Below are 17822 nucleotides of genomic sequence, written 5' to 3'. Positions count from 1 at the left end.
TGGGCGGTGACGACTGAGCACGGCTATCGGGCGGCCTGGGCTGCGCATTCCTGGGCATCTCGGTTGACCTTCGTCGGGTCCATGCCGTCTATATTCTTCGGGGCGATGACGGGTGAGGTGGGCTCGGGCATGGTGTAGCCCTTGTTGCGCATGCATTCCACCGCTTTGGCCAGGGCCCTCTTCTGTGCCGGCGTGAGCTCTCCACCCTCATCGGCGCCTGGCCCGTCGTCTTCGTTGGGGGTGTGGCCGCGTGAGGTGTTCGGCGAGGTTCCCGCCGCCGACGGTGCTAGGCGGTGACCGCTGATGCTTTTCCTTGAGTCGCTTCCGCAGGCGATGGAACCCAATACCAGCACTGCGGCAGCGGCGGATACAGCCATGGCTCTCTTCATGGATTGCTCCCTGTCATCTCGGTCGCGCCAAGGGCGATCGAACACGCGGCGGGGCCTGCCGTCGTTGTTCTCTGGTGCCTGAGACTGCGCTCCACAGTGAGTGTAGGGATGACAGTGTCACGGCGATTGTCTTACGCGTTCGCTGTGCGCGGCTGGATGCCTGAAACGCCCAAGTACTCCCTCATGACGTCAGACCGTCGCGACATTCCCTATGACATTACCGGTGACATTGCTGGTGACGAGGAGTGTCCTATCGTCGAGTGCGGTATTCGGCTATTAGTTCGAGGGGGAGATGAGGGTGGATCATGCGGATTCGTTCTAGATTGATGTTGGTGGTCGCCGCTGCAAGCGCTGTAACTGCTGCACCTCAAGCGATAAGGGCAACGGCTCTTCGGCGACCCCGCCGCCGATCGCCCCGTTGACCGGGAAACCGAGCCTGCCTCATCCGCCGTGCATTCGCGTGCCCGCCGATTGGGACAGTTCTCATCGACAGATCGGTAGGTAGCGCGGGCCGCTGCCTCATCCCCAGGCGGCTGAAACGGTTCCGGATAGGGGTGGGCGGTACCGGCAACTGTCGGTGATCGCGTCGGAGAGACTTCAGACGTTCGATCGTCTGCAGCCCGAGCCAGTGCTGATGGGGGTCGGGTCGACGGCTGTGTTGAGGGGCGGTCCGGCGGCGTACGGGAGCCTGGAACGCCGTGGAGGGGCTGACCGGGCGCAGCGCCAGATGCTAGAGATGCGGTTCGCCGATCGCGGGACGGTCCCCGGAGTCCGCCCCACGGACTCGTCCGGGCTGGCCCCGGAGGCGGTCGCCGCCTTCGATCGCATCGATGGAGGTCGTCGCGTCCCCCGCGTGGGTGCAGGAGGCGCCGTCGCGCTCTTCTGGCGATCCGGATGTGGCCAGTATCGGCGCGATAGGGGCAAACGCCCGTTGACTGGTCGCCGTGGGGTGGATGACGCGGTTGCAGCGGTGGGGTCAGTACACGGCCGCGCGGCCGGGCGTGCGCGGTGTCGGGGTGGTGCTGGCCGGGCTCGGCCTGGTCGGACTGGCGGTCGTGTACGGGATGGCGTTGTGGAAGATGCCCGCGTGGATGGGGCTGGAGGGCAAGGGCGGGGATGCCAAGGACCGCCACAACGCGCGCCTGCTGGTGGTGTCGGCGGGTGGCGCGGTTGTGGTGGCGGTCTCGCTGCTGTACACCGCTCGCAACTACCGGCTCTCCCATCGCGGGCAGGTCACCGACCGGTTCACCAAGGCGCTGGAGCGGCTCAGTTCGTCCGACGTCGACGCCCGCCTGGGCGGCATCTACACCCTTGCCCAGGTGGCCACTGACTCTCGCCCTCATCACAACGACGTCGTGGAGGTGCTGGAGGCGTTCGTGCGGCGCTGCGCCCCAGCCGTCCGTCCCGACAACGACGGCGGTCCTAGCCTGGGCCGACCGCGCCGCCTGCCCGATGAGCCCGACGCGGACGTCCAGGCCGCGCTCACCGCTCTCGGGAGCCGACCACACCGTCCAGAACGCCGCACTCTCAATCTCAGCCGCCTTTACCTTCACGCGGCTCGCCTGGAGAGCGCGGACCTGCGGGCTGCGAACCTGGTAGGCGCGGACCTGGTGCGCGCGGACCTGGTAGGCGCGCACCTTGTGCGCGCGGACCTGATGGGCGCGACTCTGGCGCGCGCGGACTTGGTCGGCGCGGACCTGGTGGGCGCGGACTTGCAGGGCGCGAGCCTGGAGGGCGCGGATTTGCGGGAGGCGGACCTGCGGGATGCGATCCTGGTGGGCGCGAGCCTGGCGCGCGCGGACTTGGTCGGCGCGGACCTGCGGGGCGCGAACCTTTGGGGCGCGTACCTGCCGCTCGCGCGCATGGAGGGCGCGGACCTGCGGGGTGCGAACCTGCGGGATGCGACCTTGAGCAACGCGAACTTGAGGGAGGCGCACCTGGTGGCCACGACCCTAAAGGACGCGACCCTTAGGGACGCCGACCTGGAGGGCGCGGACCTTCGGAACGCGAACCTGGAGGGTACGAACCTGGAGGGCACGAACCTGGAGGGCATCACGGGCATGCCAGCCGCCCAGATCCGCGCGGTGACGAGGGTGAACGAGCACACCCGTTTCTGAGCTGGACCGGTTCCGAATTCGTGCACTGCCCTGGTGTGTGGTGCCGGGGCAGAAGCCGGGCTCGTGATCTAGGTTGACCGGGTTCAGCCCCACCCTCGTACTGGGACCGGCGAGCGTGTCGTGGCCCAGCTCAGCCACCCGCCTGTGTGCAGGGCGGGTCGTATTCGGCGCGCGCTGACCGGCTCATGCAGTCGGCGCTGCTGCCCGCGCAGCGCAGTCAGGCATGTTGTCGCCGCGGTGCGGGGTGTTCCCGTCCGGGACCGCGGGACGGTTACAGGGGTGATATCGCATGCCTGACCGTCGGAACGCTGTGCTTCTGGCGAGACGGCCCTCCTGCACAGCGGTGATCGGCGCGGTTTTGGATGGGATGCGTGCGCGTCATGCGATGAGAGCCTGAGTCGTGGACGCCACACCGACGGCCACGATCAGAGCGCGCAGCAGGAGGGGCGGGAGGCGTTGCCCGATACGTGCGCCGCCCCAGCCGCCTAGGAGGGTGCCGGTGCCGATCATGGCGATGGTGGGCCAGTGCGCGACCCCGCTGGCGACGAAGACCGCGGTGGCTGCGGCGCTGCTGGCCGTGCTCAGCAGCATCCGGATCGCGTTGAGTTGCTGGACGCTGGCGTGGGGGAGCGCTCCGCCGACCAGGCCGATGATCACGGTGCCCAGACAGACGCTCAGCCATCCTCCGTACACTCCCGAGGCCGCGGCGGCGGCGATCAGCCTGCCCGTGGGATAGCACTGGTCGGCCGGGTGGGGCGCGGGCCGGTTGTCCTCGCGCAGGGCTACGCCTGCTTCACCGGCCGGGGGACAAGCCTGTGAACGGCATGCGTCAGGGGGATCGGCGAGAGCCGCACCAGGGCGGGTGCGGCGGTGCCGGCCACGGGCGCGCAGCAGCGGCTGGGCGGCGATGAAGGCGGTGGCGGCGGCGATGGCGCAGGGGATGAGGTGGTCGAGCCAGTCGGCGGGGACGGTGACCAGCAGGACACCGCCGAGGGCGGATCCGGTGGTCATGGCGGCCAGCAGGAGGGTGAGCAGGCGGCGGTCGCGGGGGAGTTGGCGGCGGTAGCCGTACAGGCCGGTGAGGCCGCCGGGGGTCTGCCCGATGATGGTGGACACGCTCGCCGCTTGCGGGGGGAGGCCCAGCGCCAGCAGCGCGGGCAGGGTGATCAGGGTGGCGGCGCCCATCAGGCTGCCGCCGACCCCGGCGCACACCCCGACGATGAGCAGAAGCCCTGCCGTTGCGGCGCTCATCGCAACACCCGTGGAGCAGGCGGCGGTACGGTGTCCGCGCTGAGGAGCGCGGGATCGGGAGCCGGGTGGATGGCCGAGCGGTCCACGCTGTCCAGGGTGGGGTGCCCGGACTGGGCCATCGCGTCGGTGAGTTCGGCGCGCAGGATGCCCAGCACCATCGCGGCGCCGTGCTTGCCGGCCACCGCCAGCCCGTGCAGCACCGGGCGGCCGACCAGGACCGCGTCCGCGCCGAGCGCCAGCGCGATCATCACCTCGGCACCGGTCCGGACACCGCCGTCCAGCAGCACCGGGTACCCGCTGGGGACGGCGGTGCGGATCTCAGGGAGCGCGTCCAGCGTCGGCCGGGCCCGGTCGAGCTGCCGGCCGCCGTGGTTGCTGACGATGACCCCCGCCGCACCGGCCCGCCGGGCGTGCTCGGCGTCTTGGCCAACCTGGATCCCCTTGACCAGGACGGGCAGCGCGCTCAGCTCGGTGAGCCACTGCACGTCCTCCCAGGTCACCGAAGGGTCCATCGCTTCGGCCGTGTGCGCGCTGGGGGAGGAGACGTCCGGGGCCCTCCCGGTCGAGGCGGCCAGGTTGCGGGCCTGCACATGCGGCGGAAACCGCAACTCGTTGCGGATGTCGCGCAGCCGCCGCGCAGGCCGAGGCACATCGACGGTGACGACGATCGCCTGGGCGCCGGCTGCGGAGGCCCGCTGAACCAGCGAGGCGGTGACTTTGCGGTCCCGGAACAGGTACACCTGCTGCCACAGCGTCGCCTCGGGGGCGGCGTCGGCGATGTCCTCGATCGTGCGGGAGGACAGGGCCGAGACCACCATCGGCACGCCCAGCGCGGTCGCGGCGGACGCGGTCGCGGCCTCTGCGTCGCGCGTGCATACCTCGTGCAGGGCGGTGGGCGCGAACGCCACCGGCAGGTCCCAGTCACTGCCCAGGACCGTGGTGGAGGTCTCGACGACGGAGACGTCCACGCAGACGCGGGGCATCAGCCGCCAGCGTGCGAAGGCCTCACGATTGGCGGTCACGGTGGACTCGGTACCGGCGCCTCCGGTCAGGAAGTCCCACACACCAGGCGGCCACGCTGCCAGGCTGCCAGCGGTGCTCTCGTAGTCGGCCAAGGTCAGCAGCGCCATGACGTCACCGTCCTGTCAGTCGTCCGTCGGCGACGCCGCCGATCGCGGTGAGGCCGACGAGGGCGGGGAGCCTTGTGCACCGGCGACGCGCGCTTGAGCTTCGCGCGCTTCGAACAGGGCACGGACGTTGCGCCGACCGAACCCGGTGGAGGGTGCCTCGCGCTGGATGAGTTCGTAGAACAGGACGCCACCTTCGTGCGGTGACCGGGTGAAGATCTGGTAGAGCAGCCCGCCGCTGTCGTCGTGGTCGACCAGCACCCCGCCAGCGCGCAGGTCGTCCATCCGGGCCCGGACCTGCGGGCGATCGGTCAGGGAGGTGGGCAGCCGGTCGTAGTAGGCATCTGGGACGGGTAGGAACTCAACCCGGCCGCGGGCGTGCATCCGCACAGCGGTGACCAGGTCGTTGGTCGCGAACGCCACGTGCTGCACGCCCGCCGACCCGTGCGCCTTCAAGAAAGCGTCGATCTGCCCGCTGGACTCGGGCTGTCGTCGCCGGTCGGGCGCGACCAGCACGAAGACCAATCCTGGTGCCGACAGCACGTAGCTGTTGGTCACGGTCGGGCCCGCGGTGATCTGGTCGCTGCTCAGCATGTCCATGCCGAACGCCTGCCGGTAGCGGGCGGTGACAGCCTCCAAGTCTTCGGCGGGCAGACACCAGGCCACGTGATCGACCGACTGCGGGCGGACACTGGCCGCCCGCGATTCGGCCGGTACCGGGAAGGTGACCTGTTCCGACTCCCACGCGAACCCGGGAGGAAGCCGACCCAGCAGATGCGAGGTCGTGCTGATGAGGGTGTGGTGCGCCGACCCGGCGCCGGACACTCGCGCGGTCACCGGCCCGTGCGGCGTTCGCGAACCGACGGGCGCGAGCACCGACAGCCCGGCCGCATGGGAGTCGGCCAGCAGGGCGGGCAGATCGTCATGATACAGGGCGATATCGGCGACGCTGTCGCCATGGCGGGCCAGGTGGTCGGCCAGCGGGCCGTCCGGGTCGGTGGGCGCACTAATGATCACTTCGGCGGCGTTGCTGCGCAACAACGTGGACCGCCGGTCACCGGAACGGGCGAGGGCGATCTGGTCGAAGAACAGACCGCGAGTGAAATACTCCACGACCAGTCGGTCGTCGGCGACGACGAGTTCCACATAAGCGATTCCCGGAGTATATGCAGGCACGGAATACCTTCTCTTGAATCAGGAATGGATCGCGAACCCGGCCGGGCTCGAGCGGCTCACACTCTAAACACCGCAATGTCACTGCGGTTGTCACTGCGGCGGGCGGTGGTGCCTCGACTACGCCCTGCAATGGAGAACAAGGTTCGCCCACCATCGACAGCGAAACGGATAGCGACCACTGCTTGACCGCCTCATCCTGCAACCCCGACTCATCCTGGAAACGCGGTGCTGGTCGGACTCGCCGGGCTAAAAAACACACCCAGGCATGCCAAGCCGGCGCCCGTCACCGCACGGGTCTCGCACCCCGACCGCTGCAAGGTCGGGTGGTCCCTTCATGTCCAGACTGCCCGTGGCGCAGGGCGCAGGGCGCAGGGCGCAGAGCCGGACCGCCATCCTTGAGCGCACCCGCACCATCGACCCCGAAAGCTCATACAAAGCCGCGTCCAGCGATGGCTGAGACCCGCCTTCGGCGAGGTCCGCCTGGCCGATGATAAGCACCAATCCGTTCGGTGGGAGGTTGGCCTAATGGAGGACGATGCCGTGCCCGCGGAGACTGAGGTCCTCGGTGCCGCCGCATGGGAGCCGAACGGCTCTGTGATGGACTCGATGTCAGCGGCGGCAAAGTTCGGCCTGATCGACGAAGAAACCGGCAAAGGATTTGCGTGCAGACCCAAGCCGTGCGACGAGGCCACATCGACGGAGAACAGCAGTATCGGCGACGAAAGAAGATAGCGGCCTTCTCCTGCGACGCGCGAAAACAGGGGCGGGAGGATAAGATGCGAGACCGGCCTGGAGCGCGCCGGTGGCAGGGGCGGCCGAGCATTTCGAACTCATAGACACCCGGCCGGTCCCTGATCTCGAAACCCTCTACCTCGCCTACCTCAAAGGCTTCAACGCCCAGTTGGAACAGAAACGGTCACGCTCCGGTGAGACGACCGCCCCGAGCCAGCCGATGTCGGCGCCCCGCGCCGCGCGAGCCGCCGACATCGCCCAGGCGAGCCTTCGAGCCGACCGGGCGTGGCCACCAGAAACACGCCGGCAGCGCGTCGGCGAACTGCCTCACCGCTCGCCGTGGCGCGGACGCGTTACGGGCCCGTGTAGCTGTTGGACGTTCACAGCGCGGACGGGAGACTCAGCCCGCTGCGGAATGCGGGCCGGGGGAATTGCCGTCGTAGGCCGCGATGAGCCGGGGCAGCTGGGCGAGGACAAGGTCGAACACCCCCAAGGGGCCCATCGGTTCGGGCCGCTGCCGGTGGCGGGCGATGTCCCAGGCGATCTCGCAACCGATTCGAGCGGCCTTGGGGTCGCCGACACCCATGAACCAGTCGAGGAAGCCTTCCTTCAAGGCCAGCCCGCTGTCGACCACGCTGGCCAACTGGGCCGCCACCTCGACCGCAGGCCGGTTCGTCACCGCCCAGTTGTAGGCCCGCACCATGCTCAGGAAGTCGCGTTCCACGGCGGTGGGGCGCAAGCCGTGGTCGTGCTCGGCGTGCTGGAGGGCGGCTTCGAGGCTGATCTCCTGGGCGTTGCTCCATACCTGGGCATGCTGGAAGGGCAGGGATAGGTGCTCGGCGTGCCACAGGGTGAGGTACTCGGCCCAGACGCGCGCAGGTACCGCGTCGCGGACGTCACCGTGGTCGAGCGCCAGGGCGATTCCGCCCTGCACCGACTCCAGCACTGCGGCGTTCACGCGGGAGATCCAGGTCCCCGGGGCGCCCAGACTTCGGGTTGCGAAAAAGTCGATCATTCCTTCCAGGCACGTCCAGCGGTCTGTGGCGCCGAGCGGGGCCGCGACCTCGCAGAGTTCCTGGAGATAGGCGGTGCGTTCGGGCATGGCCCACTGATCGATGGTGTCGGCGGTGGCGTCTAATGCTCGCGCGTGATCAGCCGGGCGGCGGAAGGCGCCTGTTGGAGCAACCATCATGTCTCCCTGAGATCGTCCGACCGGGGGTGAGCCGCGTGAAACGCTCGCCGAGGCCGAGGCCGAGGCCGAGGCCGGGGCCGCTCCACTGAGTGGGCGATCCACGTCTCCTCCCGGATTCACCGGACTGTAAGGCCCCCAATGTCACGGCACGTATCACCGGCAACAGCGAAGAAGAGGCCGGGCTCTGCGACACCGGTAAACGTCCTCCTGCATCCGGCACTCTTAGACGCCGACATATTCGGTGGATCGCGCCTCACAATTGGCGGCGGACGGTCGCGACCCGCTTGGATGAGCCGGTCTGAGGCCCGCGCGAACGCCGATCACCTCGGGCACGCCAAGCCGAGCATGACCCAGATGCACGTAAAGGCACCCTGATCGCGATCTCGGTCGTCAAGGCCGCCCCGGTCGCACCCCCGCACGGGCCATCATCGGCTGAGCATGACCGGACGCCCACAAAGGTCCTGGGCGGGAGATCGTCATGGCGCCGCGCTCGCAGACTCTCGATCAACCTCCCTTCTCGTCGGCGGGCCAGCACCCGGCGGCGACGATCGCACCACCGGGTGCCCGCCCTCAGCGCTTCTGCTCCTTCGACTCTCCAGTCGCCACCGGCCCCTGAGACGGCCGGGTCGGTCGCGGCTGTCGCCGCCGCACCGGCTGCGACGACTGCCCGCCGCCGCCGTCCTTTCTGAACGGCCCCAGGTAGCGCTGCTCGAACTGAGCCTGGCTGAGGCCTTTGGCTCTCGCCCTCGCCGCCACCTTGTCCTCACCCCCGAAGCTCTGAATAGCCTCCTGACGAGACGGCAACTGATCGGGGCGTGCCGGAACCGGCCGCGGAGGCCGGGACTGACCACCGCCTGCCCCGCCGCCGGGAACCATGTCCTCGACCGGGGACCTGAACTCGGAACCCGTCGCCGCGTTGTTGCCGTCCTTGCTGGGGATCGCTGCGCTGTGCTTGTCAGAGTGCGACTTCCTCCCGGAGCCGGAGCCTTGCGGTGCCGCGGGCCGGCTGGCGTTGGTTCCGCCGAGATCGGTGTCCGGGGTATCGCCGCCGGGCATCACCCCGGGGCCGCCGCCGGACTGCGAGCTTTGCGGGCGGCCGCGCTTGGACAGGCCGCCCTGCTCGTCGACGCGGTGTGCCACCGATCGGTCTTGGTGCGATCGACCGGTCTTGCCGCCGTTGGTGAGCATGCGCGAGCCAGGGCCGCCAGGGGACTCCGGCGTGCCCGCTGGAAGCGCCTTCGCGGGGCCCTCGGCGCCGGATGATCCGATGGCGAGGGCGCCGTCCTGGCCTCCGTCGCCAAGACCTCTCGGGCCGCCGGAGTCGCCGGGGCCGGGTCCGACGGCGAAGCCGCCCAGATCATCGGGCCCATCGGGACCGCCGCCCCGACCAGCGCCGGCGGGACCACCGCCGCCGGGACCACCGCCGCCGGGACCACCGGCGCCCGGAAGCACCTGGGCCTGGGGGCTTCGGGCGGACAGGCGCACGGGACCGTTCGTGCCACCGGCGTTGGTTGAACCGGCTGTCGGCGACCCGCCGGTCCGGCCGCCAGCGCCGCCGCCGGTGCCGCCGCCGGGCTTGGGCTTGGCGCCGCCGAACCTGTTCATCAGGCCGCTGGTCGCCGCCATCCCGGCGCCGGCGCCCAGCCCGCCGGCCACGGCCGGCAGCAGGCCCCCGCCGCCGGTCTTGGGCGGGGTGGTGGTGTCCAGGAACTTGTCGACGAGCTTGGTCACCGCCTCATCGAGCGCCTGCAGCACCGACCGGCGCACGCGCAGCAGAGCGAACGTGACGCCGATGATCATCACCGTCGACAAGACCGTCATGACGATCACGGCCGTCGACCCGAGCACCGGGTTGGCGAAGACGCTCGCGACGCCGTTGATCTGGTTGCCCGTGACCAGGTTCGAGATCGGCCCTTCGATGATCTGCGGCAGAGAGACAAGGAATTCGGAGATGAACTGATAGAGGAACAAGGTGGTGAAGATCTCCAGGATCAGCGCCGTCGAATAGATGATCACCTTGGAGATCCCCGCCAACGCCCCGAGCGTCGCGAACGGCACCGCGGCGATGACGCCGAAGGTCCGCTTGGTCGAGGTGACGAGCATGCCGACGCCGTAGAACAGGCCGACCACGACGATCGAGAACAACAGGACCACGGCGTTGCACCAGTACATGAACGACGCCGGCCCCGTGCCGACCTGACTCACCGAATCGTGGTTCTCCCGGGTGAAACCCGACGTCGCCTTGTTGGAGGAGTACATGGTCAGCGAATCCGAACCGAACCCGGTGTTCAGGTAGTTGTAGGCGGCCAGCGGTGACAGGTTGCACGTGACCGGGGCGCCGCCGGCGTCGGTGACCGCGTACCCGCAGTCCACCTTGGTGCCGGCGCGGGAGGAGAACGTCTTGTGTGCCGTGCCCGACGCGCTGGAGTCCAGGCCGACACCGCCCGTGCCCGCGCCCGTGGAGATCAGCGGATGCTCGACCGGGGCGACCGGGTCCCCGCCCTCGCCGAATCCATCGGACTCGCCGTAGTCACCGTCCTTGGTGAACCACTTCCTCTTGGTGTTCGGATTCACCTGCTCGTCGGGGATCTGGGTGATGGTGCCCTTGATGCCCGACTCGAAGTCCGAAGCGCTCACCGACTGGCTGGTGATGTACCGGCCGAGCATTCCCATGGTCGTGAACACCGCGTTTGCGTCCTGATCGCCGTCATCGGCGGTGATCGAGGCCGTCTTCCACGCGTCCTCGGCGTTGCTGGCCTTCGCGCCGACAGAGATGCCCCGGAACGCTCCCTTCCTGCCGCCGTGGGCCTGCACGTTGATCGCCAGCGCGGACGTCCGCGCCGAGAGCACCGACTCCGGCAGCGCATGGCCCTCGCGGGCGTCCCACGAGATCGACGCCTCGGCGGGGACCGCCAGCCGGTTGCGGGTCATCCACTGGTTGAAGTCGACGTAGGTCGACAGCACCACGCGGGTCGGTCCCGCCTGCTGCCCGAGCATGGAGTCGTCGAACTGGTTGAGGACCGAGGTGTACAGGCTGCCGATGAGCGGCAGCCCGACGCCGATGAACACCACCCGCACGATGAGCTTCTTGATCGCCGAGCCGCGGTCCATCTTCTTGAAGAAGACCAGGCCGATGAGCAGGAATCCGATGAACAGCGGCACCAGGGCGTGCCAGGACAACTCGACCAGAGGGCCGTACCACTGCGCGATGAAGTTCGAGAGGCCCGACAGCCCGGTGCCCGGCGCCCGGCCGCCGTCGGCCATCCCGTCGGCGAACTCGGCGTAGGCAGGGGACACCGAGGCCACGCCCTGGTGGAACCAGACGAACGGGTTGAGCAGCTTGAGGATCTGGATGACCAGCCAGAAGATCCACGACACGCCCATCGCCAGGGCGTAGGCGAACCAGATGATCGAGCCGCCGATGGCATGGAGCATGCCGCCGCCGATGCCCGAGGACATGCTGTCGAAGCCGAGATCGTTGTTCGCCGCCCCGAAATGGGCGTAGTCCATCAGGCCTTTGTAGATGTCGAGATCCCGGCCATCGCCGTCCTTGGCCTGGAAGGTGTCATAGCCCAGCGTCTGGGAGGATCCGGAGGCCTCGGAGAAGAGCCACTTCAGACTCCAGCTGAACTTCGGATCGGCGTACCCGAGCAAGGATCCCGCCTTGCCGGGCCACTTGGTCACCTCGTGCCATTCGCCCGTCATCCGCTCGTCGGCATCGGCCTGTCCGTTCTCCGGAGAGTTCTCGTTGCTGAAGTAGGAGCTCGCGTTCGACGCCAGCTGGTAGAGGCTGTAGTCGTCGGGGGCGTCATCGGCACGCGCCGGCGGCGTGAACACCGACACCAGCACCGGGACCGCGAGGGCGACCAGCAGCACCGCCACGACGCCGCGGACCCATGCCCGTGAGGCTGCGCCGGCTCGCACGCGCGGCGCGCGCGCCACCGAACCGGTCATGGAGCTCATTGCTCGCCCCTAAGCCCGCTTCGCCGGCGCTTGGCCATCCGCGTCGCGTCCGGTGTCTGCGTCGACGCGCCCACCAAGGACTTCCGCCTGGATGTGTTCATCGTCCGCGGGCCGCGCATACGGCCATTCGAACGGCCTGCCCCACCAATCCCGACGCTCGTCATATTCGCGCCGGGGACCGGGGCCGCCCGCATGATCGAATCGAACTTGGCCGCCTCCGCCGCCCTGGACGCCTCCCATCGCATCTGGCGGCGCTGCTTCTCCCGATGGGGATTGATCCCCAGTGCCAGGTCGAGGTGGAAGACCACGTTCGACACGCCGCGGCGCAGGTAGCTGAGGTTCTCGCCCTTGCGGGTGATGAGCCGGGCCAGATCCGGCGGGATCCGCTGGTGAAGCAGATCCTGGTATTTCGCCACGGTCCCCTCGCGCATCGATCCGAAGATCGTGTAGTCGGCCGCGTCGAAGGTGTTGAACGCGATGTCGTCGAGCATCGTGTCGACGTCGTTGTAGCTGAAGACGACCCGGCCACCGCGCCGGTAGAGCTGCTCGAACTGCATCTGGATGTAGGTCTTCACCCGGTCGTCGATGTACTCGGCCCCGTGGATGATCACGGTGTCGCCGGCATCGAGCTTGCCGATGGCAAAGCCGACGATGTTGACCAGTTGGGCCATGGCCACACCTTTGCCGCGACGCATGAGCTCGGAGAAGTCGTAGACGACGCGCTTGGCGCCGCGCACCCCGTCGACGGCCGCGGCCGTGTGGTTGTTGAACAGGTCGCCGTTGTTGTCGAGCAGGTTCTTGGCGATGCCCGTGAGCATGTTGTAGGCCCGCAGCTGGTCCGGATCGGTCTTGGGGGAGTGCAGTAGCGCCTTGTGGGCCGTGTCGAGGTAGGACACGAACATCTGCAGGCGGGGCACCTGCTCGTGCGGGATCCCGACCACGCGCAGGCGGTGCCGCTGCCGCTTGGCGTTGCGCACCCACATCCGCTGGTCGATGTAGAACTGCGTCGCCGTCTTCTCCAACTGCGAGCGGATGATCGAGGCCACCGACCCGTCGGTCGACTCATACAGCTGCTCGAACATGAGCGTGAGCTTGTGCATCTGGGCGGCGAAGACCACCAGCTCGTCGTCGTGCTCGCCGAACATCTCGAACATGTTGACCTCGCCCAGGTTGAGATCCACGCGCGAGGTCAGCCCGTCGAACCGCGGCCCGAGCGAGTCCAGATCCGCCCCGTCCAGGACGAGATGGACGACGCTGCCGTTGGACAGCAGGCACGCCTGCGAGAGCTTGGAGCACCACATGTCGGCGATCTGCGCCCGGTCCAGAAAGGTCGACAGCGCCCCGTCGGCGACGACGACGTGGTGCTCGTATGCGTCAGCGTCAAACAGCACCGCCGAGTTGTTGACGTCGCCGACCATGTAGCCGACGTATTCGCCGGACCGGTCGTTGAGGCCGTTGGTCACCAGCGAGTACGAGCCGGCGAACTCGGTCGAGGTGTAATGGAAGCCCTTGCCCCGCTTCTTGTCGTTGATCTTGAACAGGCCGGACAGTTCCTGGCGCTGCTCACCGGCGTAGGCCGCCGCCGTGAGCGTGCCGAAGCGGTCGATGTAGAGCCGGGCGACCCGCTCGATCGAATCCTCAAGCCTCGCCAGGTCCGGGGCCTTGAGCAGCAGCCGGTCGTGCACCGACAGGTAGGCCGCCCCGTCCTGGATCTCGCCGATCGTGGTCTCCAGATCGCTGGAGACCTTCGCGGCCCTGCGCCTGGAGGAGGTCGTGCCCGTCTCCTCCTGCTCTTGGCCGTCGAGTTTGTCGAGCCTCTCAGAGGTCCTGGTGTTCTGGTCGATCCACTTCTCGCTCATCCGCACGACCTGTTCCAGGACGACGGCGGTCACGCCCTCGTCGAGGCCGTCGGGGATCCGGTCGATGCCCCAGAACGGCGCGAACCCGTCATGGGCGGCCTCGTCGTGGAAGAACGCCAGCACACAGCCGACGCAGCCGTCGACCTCGAAGTAGTCCGATCGAAAGACGTACCTCTCCTTGGGCTTGAGCGCGAGCAGGTGCGGATAAGACTCGAACCGGCCTTCGAGCCGCTTCATCTCCTGCCGTCGCCGCCACCACCCGGGCTTGTTCTCCTGCTTCGATCCAGCGCCCTCGAGCCCGGCCCCGGGTGCCTCGCCGACCCGGCCGAGCGCGGCCGTCGCTTCGCCGATGACGTCATGCTCGGCATTCGGCGCGCCCGCCGGCTCGCTGTCGACCTGCTCGGGCCGATCAGCGGTCGTGGCCGCAATGCCGAGCTGCGCCCGCAATCTCCTCATCATCGGCATCGCCTGTGCTCCCTCGCGTGGGCCGTCTCAGCTCAGCGATTCGTTGGGCGTGAACGGATCGTTGTCCGTGCTCTGGTAGAAAACCCGGAGCGTCTGAAGGGCCTCGTCGCGGTCGAGGACCGTCACCTCTTTGATCACGAGCGGTGAGCCCTCGACCTCGGCCTGAAGGATCAGGTGCGCCTGCCGCAGGGCGTCGGCGCTCTTGCCTTTGAGAAGGACGTACTGGTGGATCGAGGTGAATCTTCCGCCGACGTGTCCGGTGAGGATGTCGTACTGCTCGTCCTGCAGTTCGAGCAGATCCGGGTCCATCAGTTCGAGTTGGTGGCGGCGTCGCTCGAGATTGGCCACCTGGTGGTAGATCCGCTGCGGCTCCTTCGTCGTGACGAAGACGTACTCGCAGCTGGGGTTCACCTTGCGCCAGAAGGCGTCGACCCGGTCGAGGATCTGGGTCCGGTCGTCGTCGAAGAGCAGGTAGCTCGCCGAGCCGACGACGAGGTAGACCTGACCGACGCTGCCATCGGCGAAACGGATCTCCCCCTCGGCATCCACGTCATCGATTCCGACGATCGAGTAGAACTCGCTCGGGTCCGAACTGCGCCTGGTGTACACGTGGCGGGCCCTCCCCGGCAGATACGCCAAGAACGCGGGGACCGTCATGAACCGCAGTTCCTTGGTCTTCGTCAGCCCGCCGAGGTAGACAACGGCGACGAGCGCCCAGCTGACGAACACGACGATAACCAACGGGTCGGCCGAGGAGATGAACGTCGCCGTCGCCGCCCACATCGTGACGAGGATCCCACCGCCGAAGAAGAGCAACTGCTTGATGGGCGACGGCCTGGCCTGCCACCCCCCTCCCGTCAGCGTGATCTCGTGGTCGAGGAAGCTCCTGTTGAGACTCGCAGGCACATGGAAGACCGTCTTCGCCACAGCCGACTCCCCATCTCTCGCCTTACCGAACGACTAAGCCGACATCATCCTCATAGACGAGTCATCCATGCTCGGACTTGCTATGTGAATACCATGCAAATCTATACAAATCGTATTTCACGACCATATACATGGTAGCACCCGGTCTTTTGACTGCCCTGTCCGAATCGCCAAGGCGATGGTGTGCTGCGGCGGCGGTGATGAGGCGCCGCCCGAATCAGCCGAAGCTCGGCACAATCCTCTTCCTGCCCTTGGCCTGCTTGAAGGACACGGTCGCGGTGAAGGCCGACCCCTTCTTCGACACGAAGCCGTCGAGGGTGAGCGACTCGCCCGCAGCCAGCCTCCTCCGCTCGTCGTCGGTGAACGTGCGCTGGCACCAGGACCGCGGCGGCTGGTCGTCCGAGCCGAAGTCCGGGACGAGCTTCTTGGCGCTGGCGTCCCACGACACGACGCAGCTGAAGATGCGGCCCGTCCTACCGACAAAGTCGTCGATCTCGAGCCTCTCGCCCGCCAGCAGCCGGTCCACCTCGGACCGGGTGAAGGGGTGCTGGCACCAGGTCGTCGGCTCGCCGGGCGCATGGAGGTGGAATCCGACGAACTTTGTGCCCCCGTGCTCGGCCACCTCGAGCGCCCCGGTCGCCGTGAACCGATTGCCGGCCCTGCTCGTCGCCTGAAAGGTGATCTGCTCGCCGGCGAGGAGCTTGTCGCATTCGGCGTCGGTGAACTCGTGCCCCGCCCACGCCTTGTTGAAGGCGACCTTCTTCGGGCCCCCGGGAGCCGCCAGCCAGACGCCCTCGCACCGCTGGACGGCCACCCGGCCCGGCCCCCGCCGGTTCCGCATCGCCGCGGCGTTCTTGCGCATCGTCGCGATGTCCTCGACGACCCAGCCCGCGACGACCGTGAGGCACTCCTGCGCGGTCGCGGTCCCAGCGGCGATCCGCGTCATGTCCGCGTAGACCTTCTCGGTCAGCGCCAGGTCCCCGATGTGCGTGCCAGGCAGAAGACGCCAGCTCATCTCCCCGGCCTCGGCGAGCGTGACCTTGCGGCCCTCCTCGACCAGCAGCGGATGCTTGGCCTTGGCGTTCGTCACCTCGCAATAGGTGGAGGTGCGCGTGGCGCCGGTGCCGACATCGCGCTTCTCCAGTTGCTGCATCAGCCACTTCATGCTCGGATGCTCCGGGCGCTTGTTCGCGCCCTCAAAGACCAGCGGCTCGGCGCGTGTGCCCAATCCCTGCGCGTTCTCGTGCTCGCCGCCGTCCGAGGCGGCGACATCACCGGCGTCCGGGTCGAACACCGCCTTCCACCCCGGCCGCTTCGGCACGTTCGCGACCCCGGTGAAGCCGGGGTACGCGGCGACGTGGCCCTTGTGCTGCTCGTAGACGTGGTCCTCGGCCAGGATGCTCAGATAGTTCCTCGCCAGGGTCGCGTAGATGAGCCGACCGGTCCGGCCGAACCGCCGTTCGACCTCCTCCAAGGAAACGGGCACCTTCGGACCCGGCCGGTTCGCGCCGTGCGCACCCTGCGCCTTGACGTGGGTCCTGCGCGGCTCACGGTGCGTCAGCAGCGCAGGGTCGACGCCGACCGCGCCGGCGATCCTGTCGACCAGAGGGGCGAGCTCGTCGAACTGCTCTGGGGTGATCGTCTTGTCCTCGGTACGCGGGTAGCTCACGACCTGCGCCTCGTACATCGCCTGATACGTCTTGAGCACCGGTCCGGCTTTGACGCCCCTGCCGACCAGGAGAGAGGACAGGGCCGCGAGGTCGAGCAATTTCGGGGGAACGGTCAGCTTGGTCTGGACGCTGTCACAGACCACCGGCGAGGCCGCGTACTGCCGCGGGACCTCGTCTCGGTGGTCGAACCTGGGCTCGTCGGGGCTGGTGTACATGACGCCGTTCTCGTCGCGGAAGCGGTTCTGGAAGAACGGCCTCCGCACATAGTCGCTGTGGGCCTTGAGCTGGTCTCCGACGAGCTTGACCATCGCCGACTTCAGCCGGCCCTGCCGCAGCACGGTGTCGTGGCCCAAGGCCCGGGCCATGTTCGTGGCAGCCCGGGTCCACTGCATGCTGAGCAGATCCCATGAGGAACGGAAGGCCGCCTTCTTGAACGCCGGGTGGTCAGCCAGCGACGGGATCCGCTTGCGGTCCTTGAACGCCCTCTGCAGAGACGGCGGCGACTCGTCGGCGAAGTACAAGCGCGAGAACTTCTTGCCAGTTAAGCCCAACTCGATGATCGCCCGGATAGCGATCGCATCCCCCTCGCCGGTTGGATCGTCATCGGTCGCAATAGCGATCTCGTCGCAGGACGCCAGCTTCGACTTCAAGTCGTTGCGCACCTGCGTCGTGCCCTTGATCGGCTCAAGTCTCCAGGTCATCTCATCCGGGTTCCACGGCAGGTTCACCAGACCCCACTTCTGGTACTTCTCCGCGAGTGACGGGTCGACCATCATGTGTGGGGCGACGAACTCGTAGAGGTGACCGCGAGCATTCGCGATGACGTACTGCTCTCCATTGAACGTGCCCGAGGCCCCGCCCCAGGCTGCCTGCCCGTTGCGGGCAGCCGAGGGCTTTTCCATGAGGATTCCGACAGTCATTCTGTGGCTCCGCTCAATGGATGACTTGCTTGTC

11 protein-coding genes are annotated in these 17822 nt (G+C 68.0%); 2 read left to right on the top strand and 9 right to left on the bottom strand.

Annotation, left to right across the window (positions count from 1 at the left end):
* Positions 1–23: 23 nt before the first annotated feature.
* Positions 24–389: a hypothetical protein gene (locus tag FXF65_RS37680; protein ID WP_148354956.1), complete on the bottom strand. Its 366-nt coding sequence runs from the start codon at positions 387–389 to the stop codon at positions 24–26.
* A 953-nt stretch (positions 390–1342) separates the two neighbouring features.
* Between FXF65_RS37680 and FXF65_RS46060 the strand changes: the two genes are divergently transcribed.
* Positions 1343–2506, top strand: a complete 1164-nt coding sequence (locus FXF65_RS46060; protein WP_148354954.1) for a pentapeptide repeat-containing protein — start codon at positions 1343–1345, stop codon at positions 2504–2506.
* A 378-nt stretch (positions 2507–2884) separates the two neighbouring features.
* On the opposite strand, the gene FXF65_RS37670 is transcribed toward FXF65_RS46060, so the two are convergent.
* The 3 genes from FXF65_RS37670 to FXF65_RS37660 are packed head-to-tail and all read right to left on the bottom strand — an operon-like array spanning position 2885 to position 6030.
* Positions 2885–3757: a TSUP family transporter gene (locus tag FXF65_RS37670; protein ID WP_148354952.1), complete on the bottom strand. Its 873-nt coding sequence runs from the start codon at positions 3755–3757 to the stop codon at positions 2885–2887.
* Positions 3754–4887 carry an alpha-hydroxy acid oxidase gene (locus FXF65_RS37665; protein WP_148354950.1) on the bottom strand — a complete coding sequence of 378 codons (1134 nt, stop codon included), beginning with the start codon at positions 4885–4887 and terminating at the stop codon, positions 3754–3756. The genes FXF65_RS37670 and FXF65_RS37665 overlap by 4 nt, the downstream gene beginning before the upstream one ends.
* Before the next feature lie 15 nt (positions 4888–4902).
* Entirely contained in the window at positions 4903–6030 is a 1128-nt protein-coding gene (locus FXF65_RS37660) for a VOC family protein (protein WP_187412737.1), read from the bottom strand.
* Between the two features lie 555 nt (positions 6031–6585).
* On the opposite strand from FXF65_RS37660, the gene FXF65_RS37655 reads away from it, so the two are divergent.
* On the top strand, positions 6586–6792 hold the full coding sequence (locus FXF65_RS37655) for a hypothetical protein (protein WP_148354947.1): 207 nt from the start codon (positions 6586–6588) through the stop codon (positions 6790–6792).
* Positions 6793–7192: 400 nt separating this feature from the next.
* Here the strand turns inward: FXF65_RS37655 and FXF65_RS37650 are convergent, their stop codons facing one another.
* From FXF65_RS37650 to FXF65_RS37630, 5 genes are all read right to left on the bottom strand, one after another.
* On the bottom strand, positions 7193–7894 hold the full coding sequence (locus FXF65_RS37650; protein WP_148354945.1) for a hypothetical protein: 702 nt from the start codon (positions 7892–7894) through the stop codon (positions 7193–7195).
* Positions 7895–8554: 660 nt separating this feature from the next.
* Positions 8555–11938, bottom strand: a complete 3384-nt coding sequence (locus tag FXF65_RS37645) for a hypothetical protein (RefSeq protein ID WP_222868949.1) — start codon at positions 11936–11938, stop codon at positions 8555–8557.
* Between the two features lie 5 nt (positions 11939–11943).
* Positions 11944–14271 carry a hypothetical protein gene (locus FXF65_RS37640; RefSeq protein WP_222868948.1) on the bottom strand — a complete coding sequence of 776 codons (2328 nt, stop codon included), beginning with the start codon at positions 14269–14271 and terminating at the stop codon, positions 11944–11946.
* 27 nt (positions 14272–14298) lie between these two features.
* Complete coding sequence (locus tag FXF65_RS37635; RefSeq protein WP_148354941.1) at positions 14299–15198, bottom strand: hypothetical protein; 900 nt, start codon at positions 15196–15198, stop codon at positions 14299–14301.
* 217 nt (positions 15199–15415) lie between these two features.
* Positions 15416–17788 (bottom strand): type IA DNA topoisomerase, encoded by a 2373-nt coding sequence (locus tag FXF65_RS37630; protein WP_148354939.1) that lies wholly within the window; start codon positions 17786–17788, stop codon positions 15416–15418.
* Positions 17789–17822: the final 34 nt, after the last annotated feature.

It is taken from the genome of Actinomadura syzygii (assembly GCF_008085905.1).
Classification (GTDB): domain Bacteria; phylum Actinomycetota; class Actinomycetes; order Streptosporangiales; family Streptosporangiaceae; genus Spirillospora; species Spirillospora syzygii.
The sequence above is the reverse complement of the archived record's forward strand: the minus strand, read 5'-3'. Positions and strand labels throughout refer to the sequence as shown.

What these genes read in the sequence shown, in the direction of transcription:
- FXF65_RS37680 (WP_148354956.1), bottom strand. Translation starts at nt 389, where the DNA reads ATGAAGAGAGCCATGGCTGTATCCGCCGCTGCCGCAGTGCTGGTATTG.
- FXF65_RS37655 (WP_148354947.1), top strand. Translation starts at nt 6,586, where the DNA reads ATGGAGGACGATGCCGTGCCCGCGGAGACTGAGGTCCTCGGTGCCGCC.
- FXF65_RS37670 (WP_148354952.1), bottom strand. Translation starts at nt 3,757, where the DNA reads ATGAGCGCCGCAACGGCAGGGCTTCTGCTCATCGTCGGGGTGTGCGCC.
- FXF65_RS37650 (WP_148354945.1), bottom strand. Translation starts at nt 7,894, where the DNA reads ATGCCCGAACGCACCGCCTATCTCCAGGAACTCTGCGAGGTCGCGGCC.
- FXF65_RS46060 (WP_148354954.1), top strand. Translation starts at nt 1,343, where the DNA reads ATGACGCGGTTGCAGCGGTGGGGTCAGTACACGGCCGCGCGGCCGGGC.
- FXF65_RS37665 (WP_148354950.1), bottom strand. Translation starts at nt 4,887, where the DNA reads ATGGCGCTGCTGACCTTGGCCGACTACGAGAGCACCGCTGGCAGCCTG.
- FXF65_RS37645 (WP_222868949.1), bottom strand. Translation starts at nt 11,938, where the DNA reads ATGACCGGTTCGGTGGCGCGCGCGCCGCGCGTGCGAGCCGGCGCAGCC.
- FXF65_RS37640 (WP_222868948.1), bottom strand. Translation starts at nt 14,271, where the DNA reads ATGCCGATGATGAGGAGATTGCGGGCGCAGCTCGGCATTGCGGCCACG.
- FXF65_RS37630 (WP_148354939.1), bottom strand. Translation starts at nt 17,788, where the DNA reads ATGACTGTCGGAATCCTCATGGAAAAGCCCTCGGCTGCCCGCAACGGG.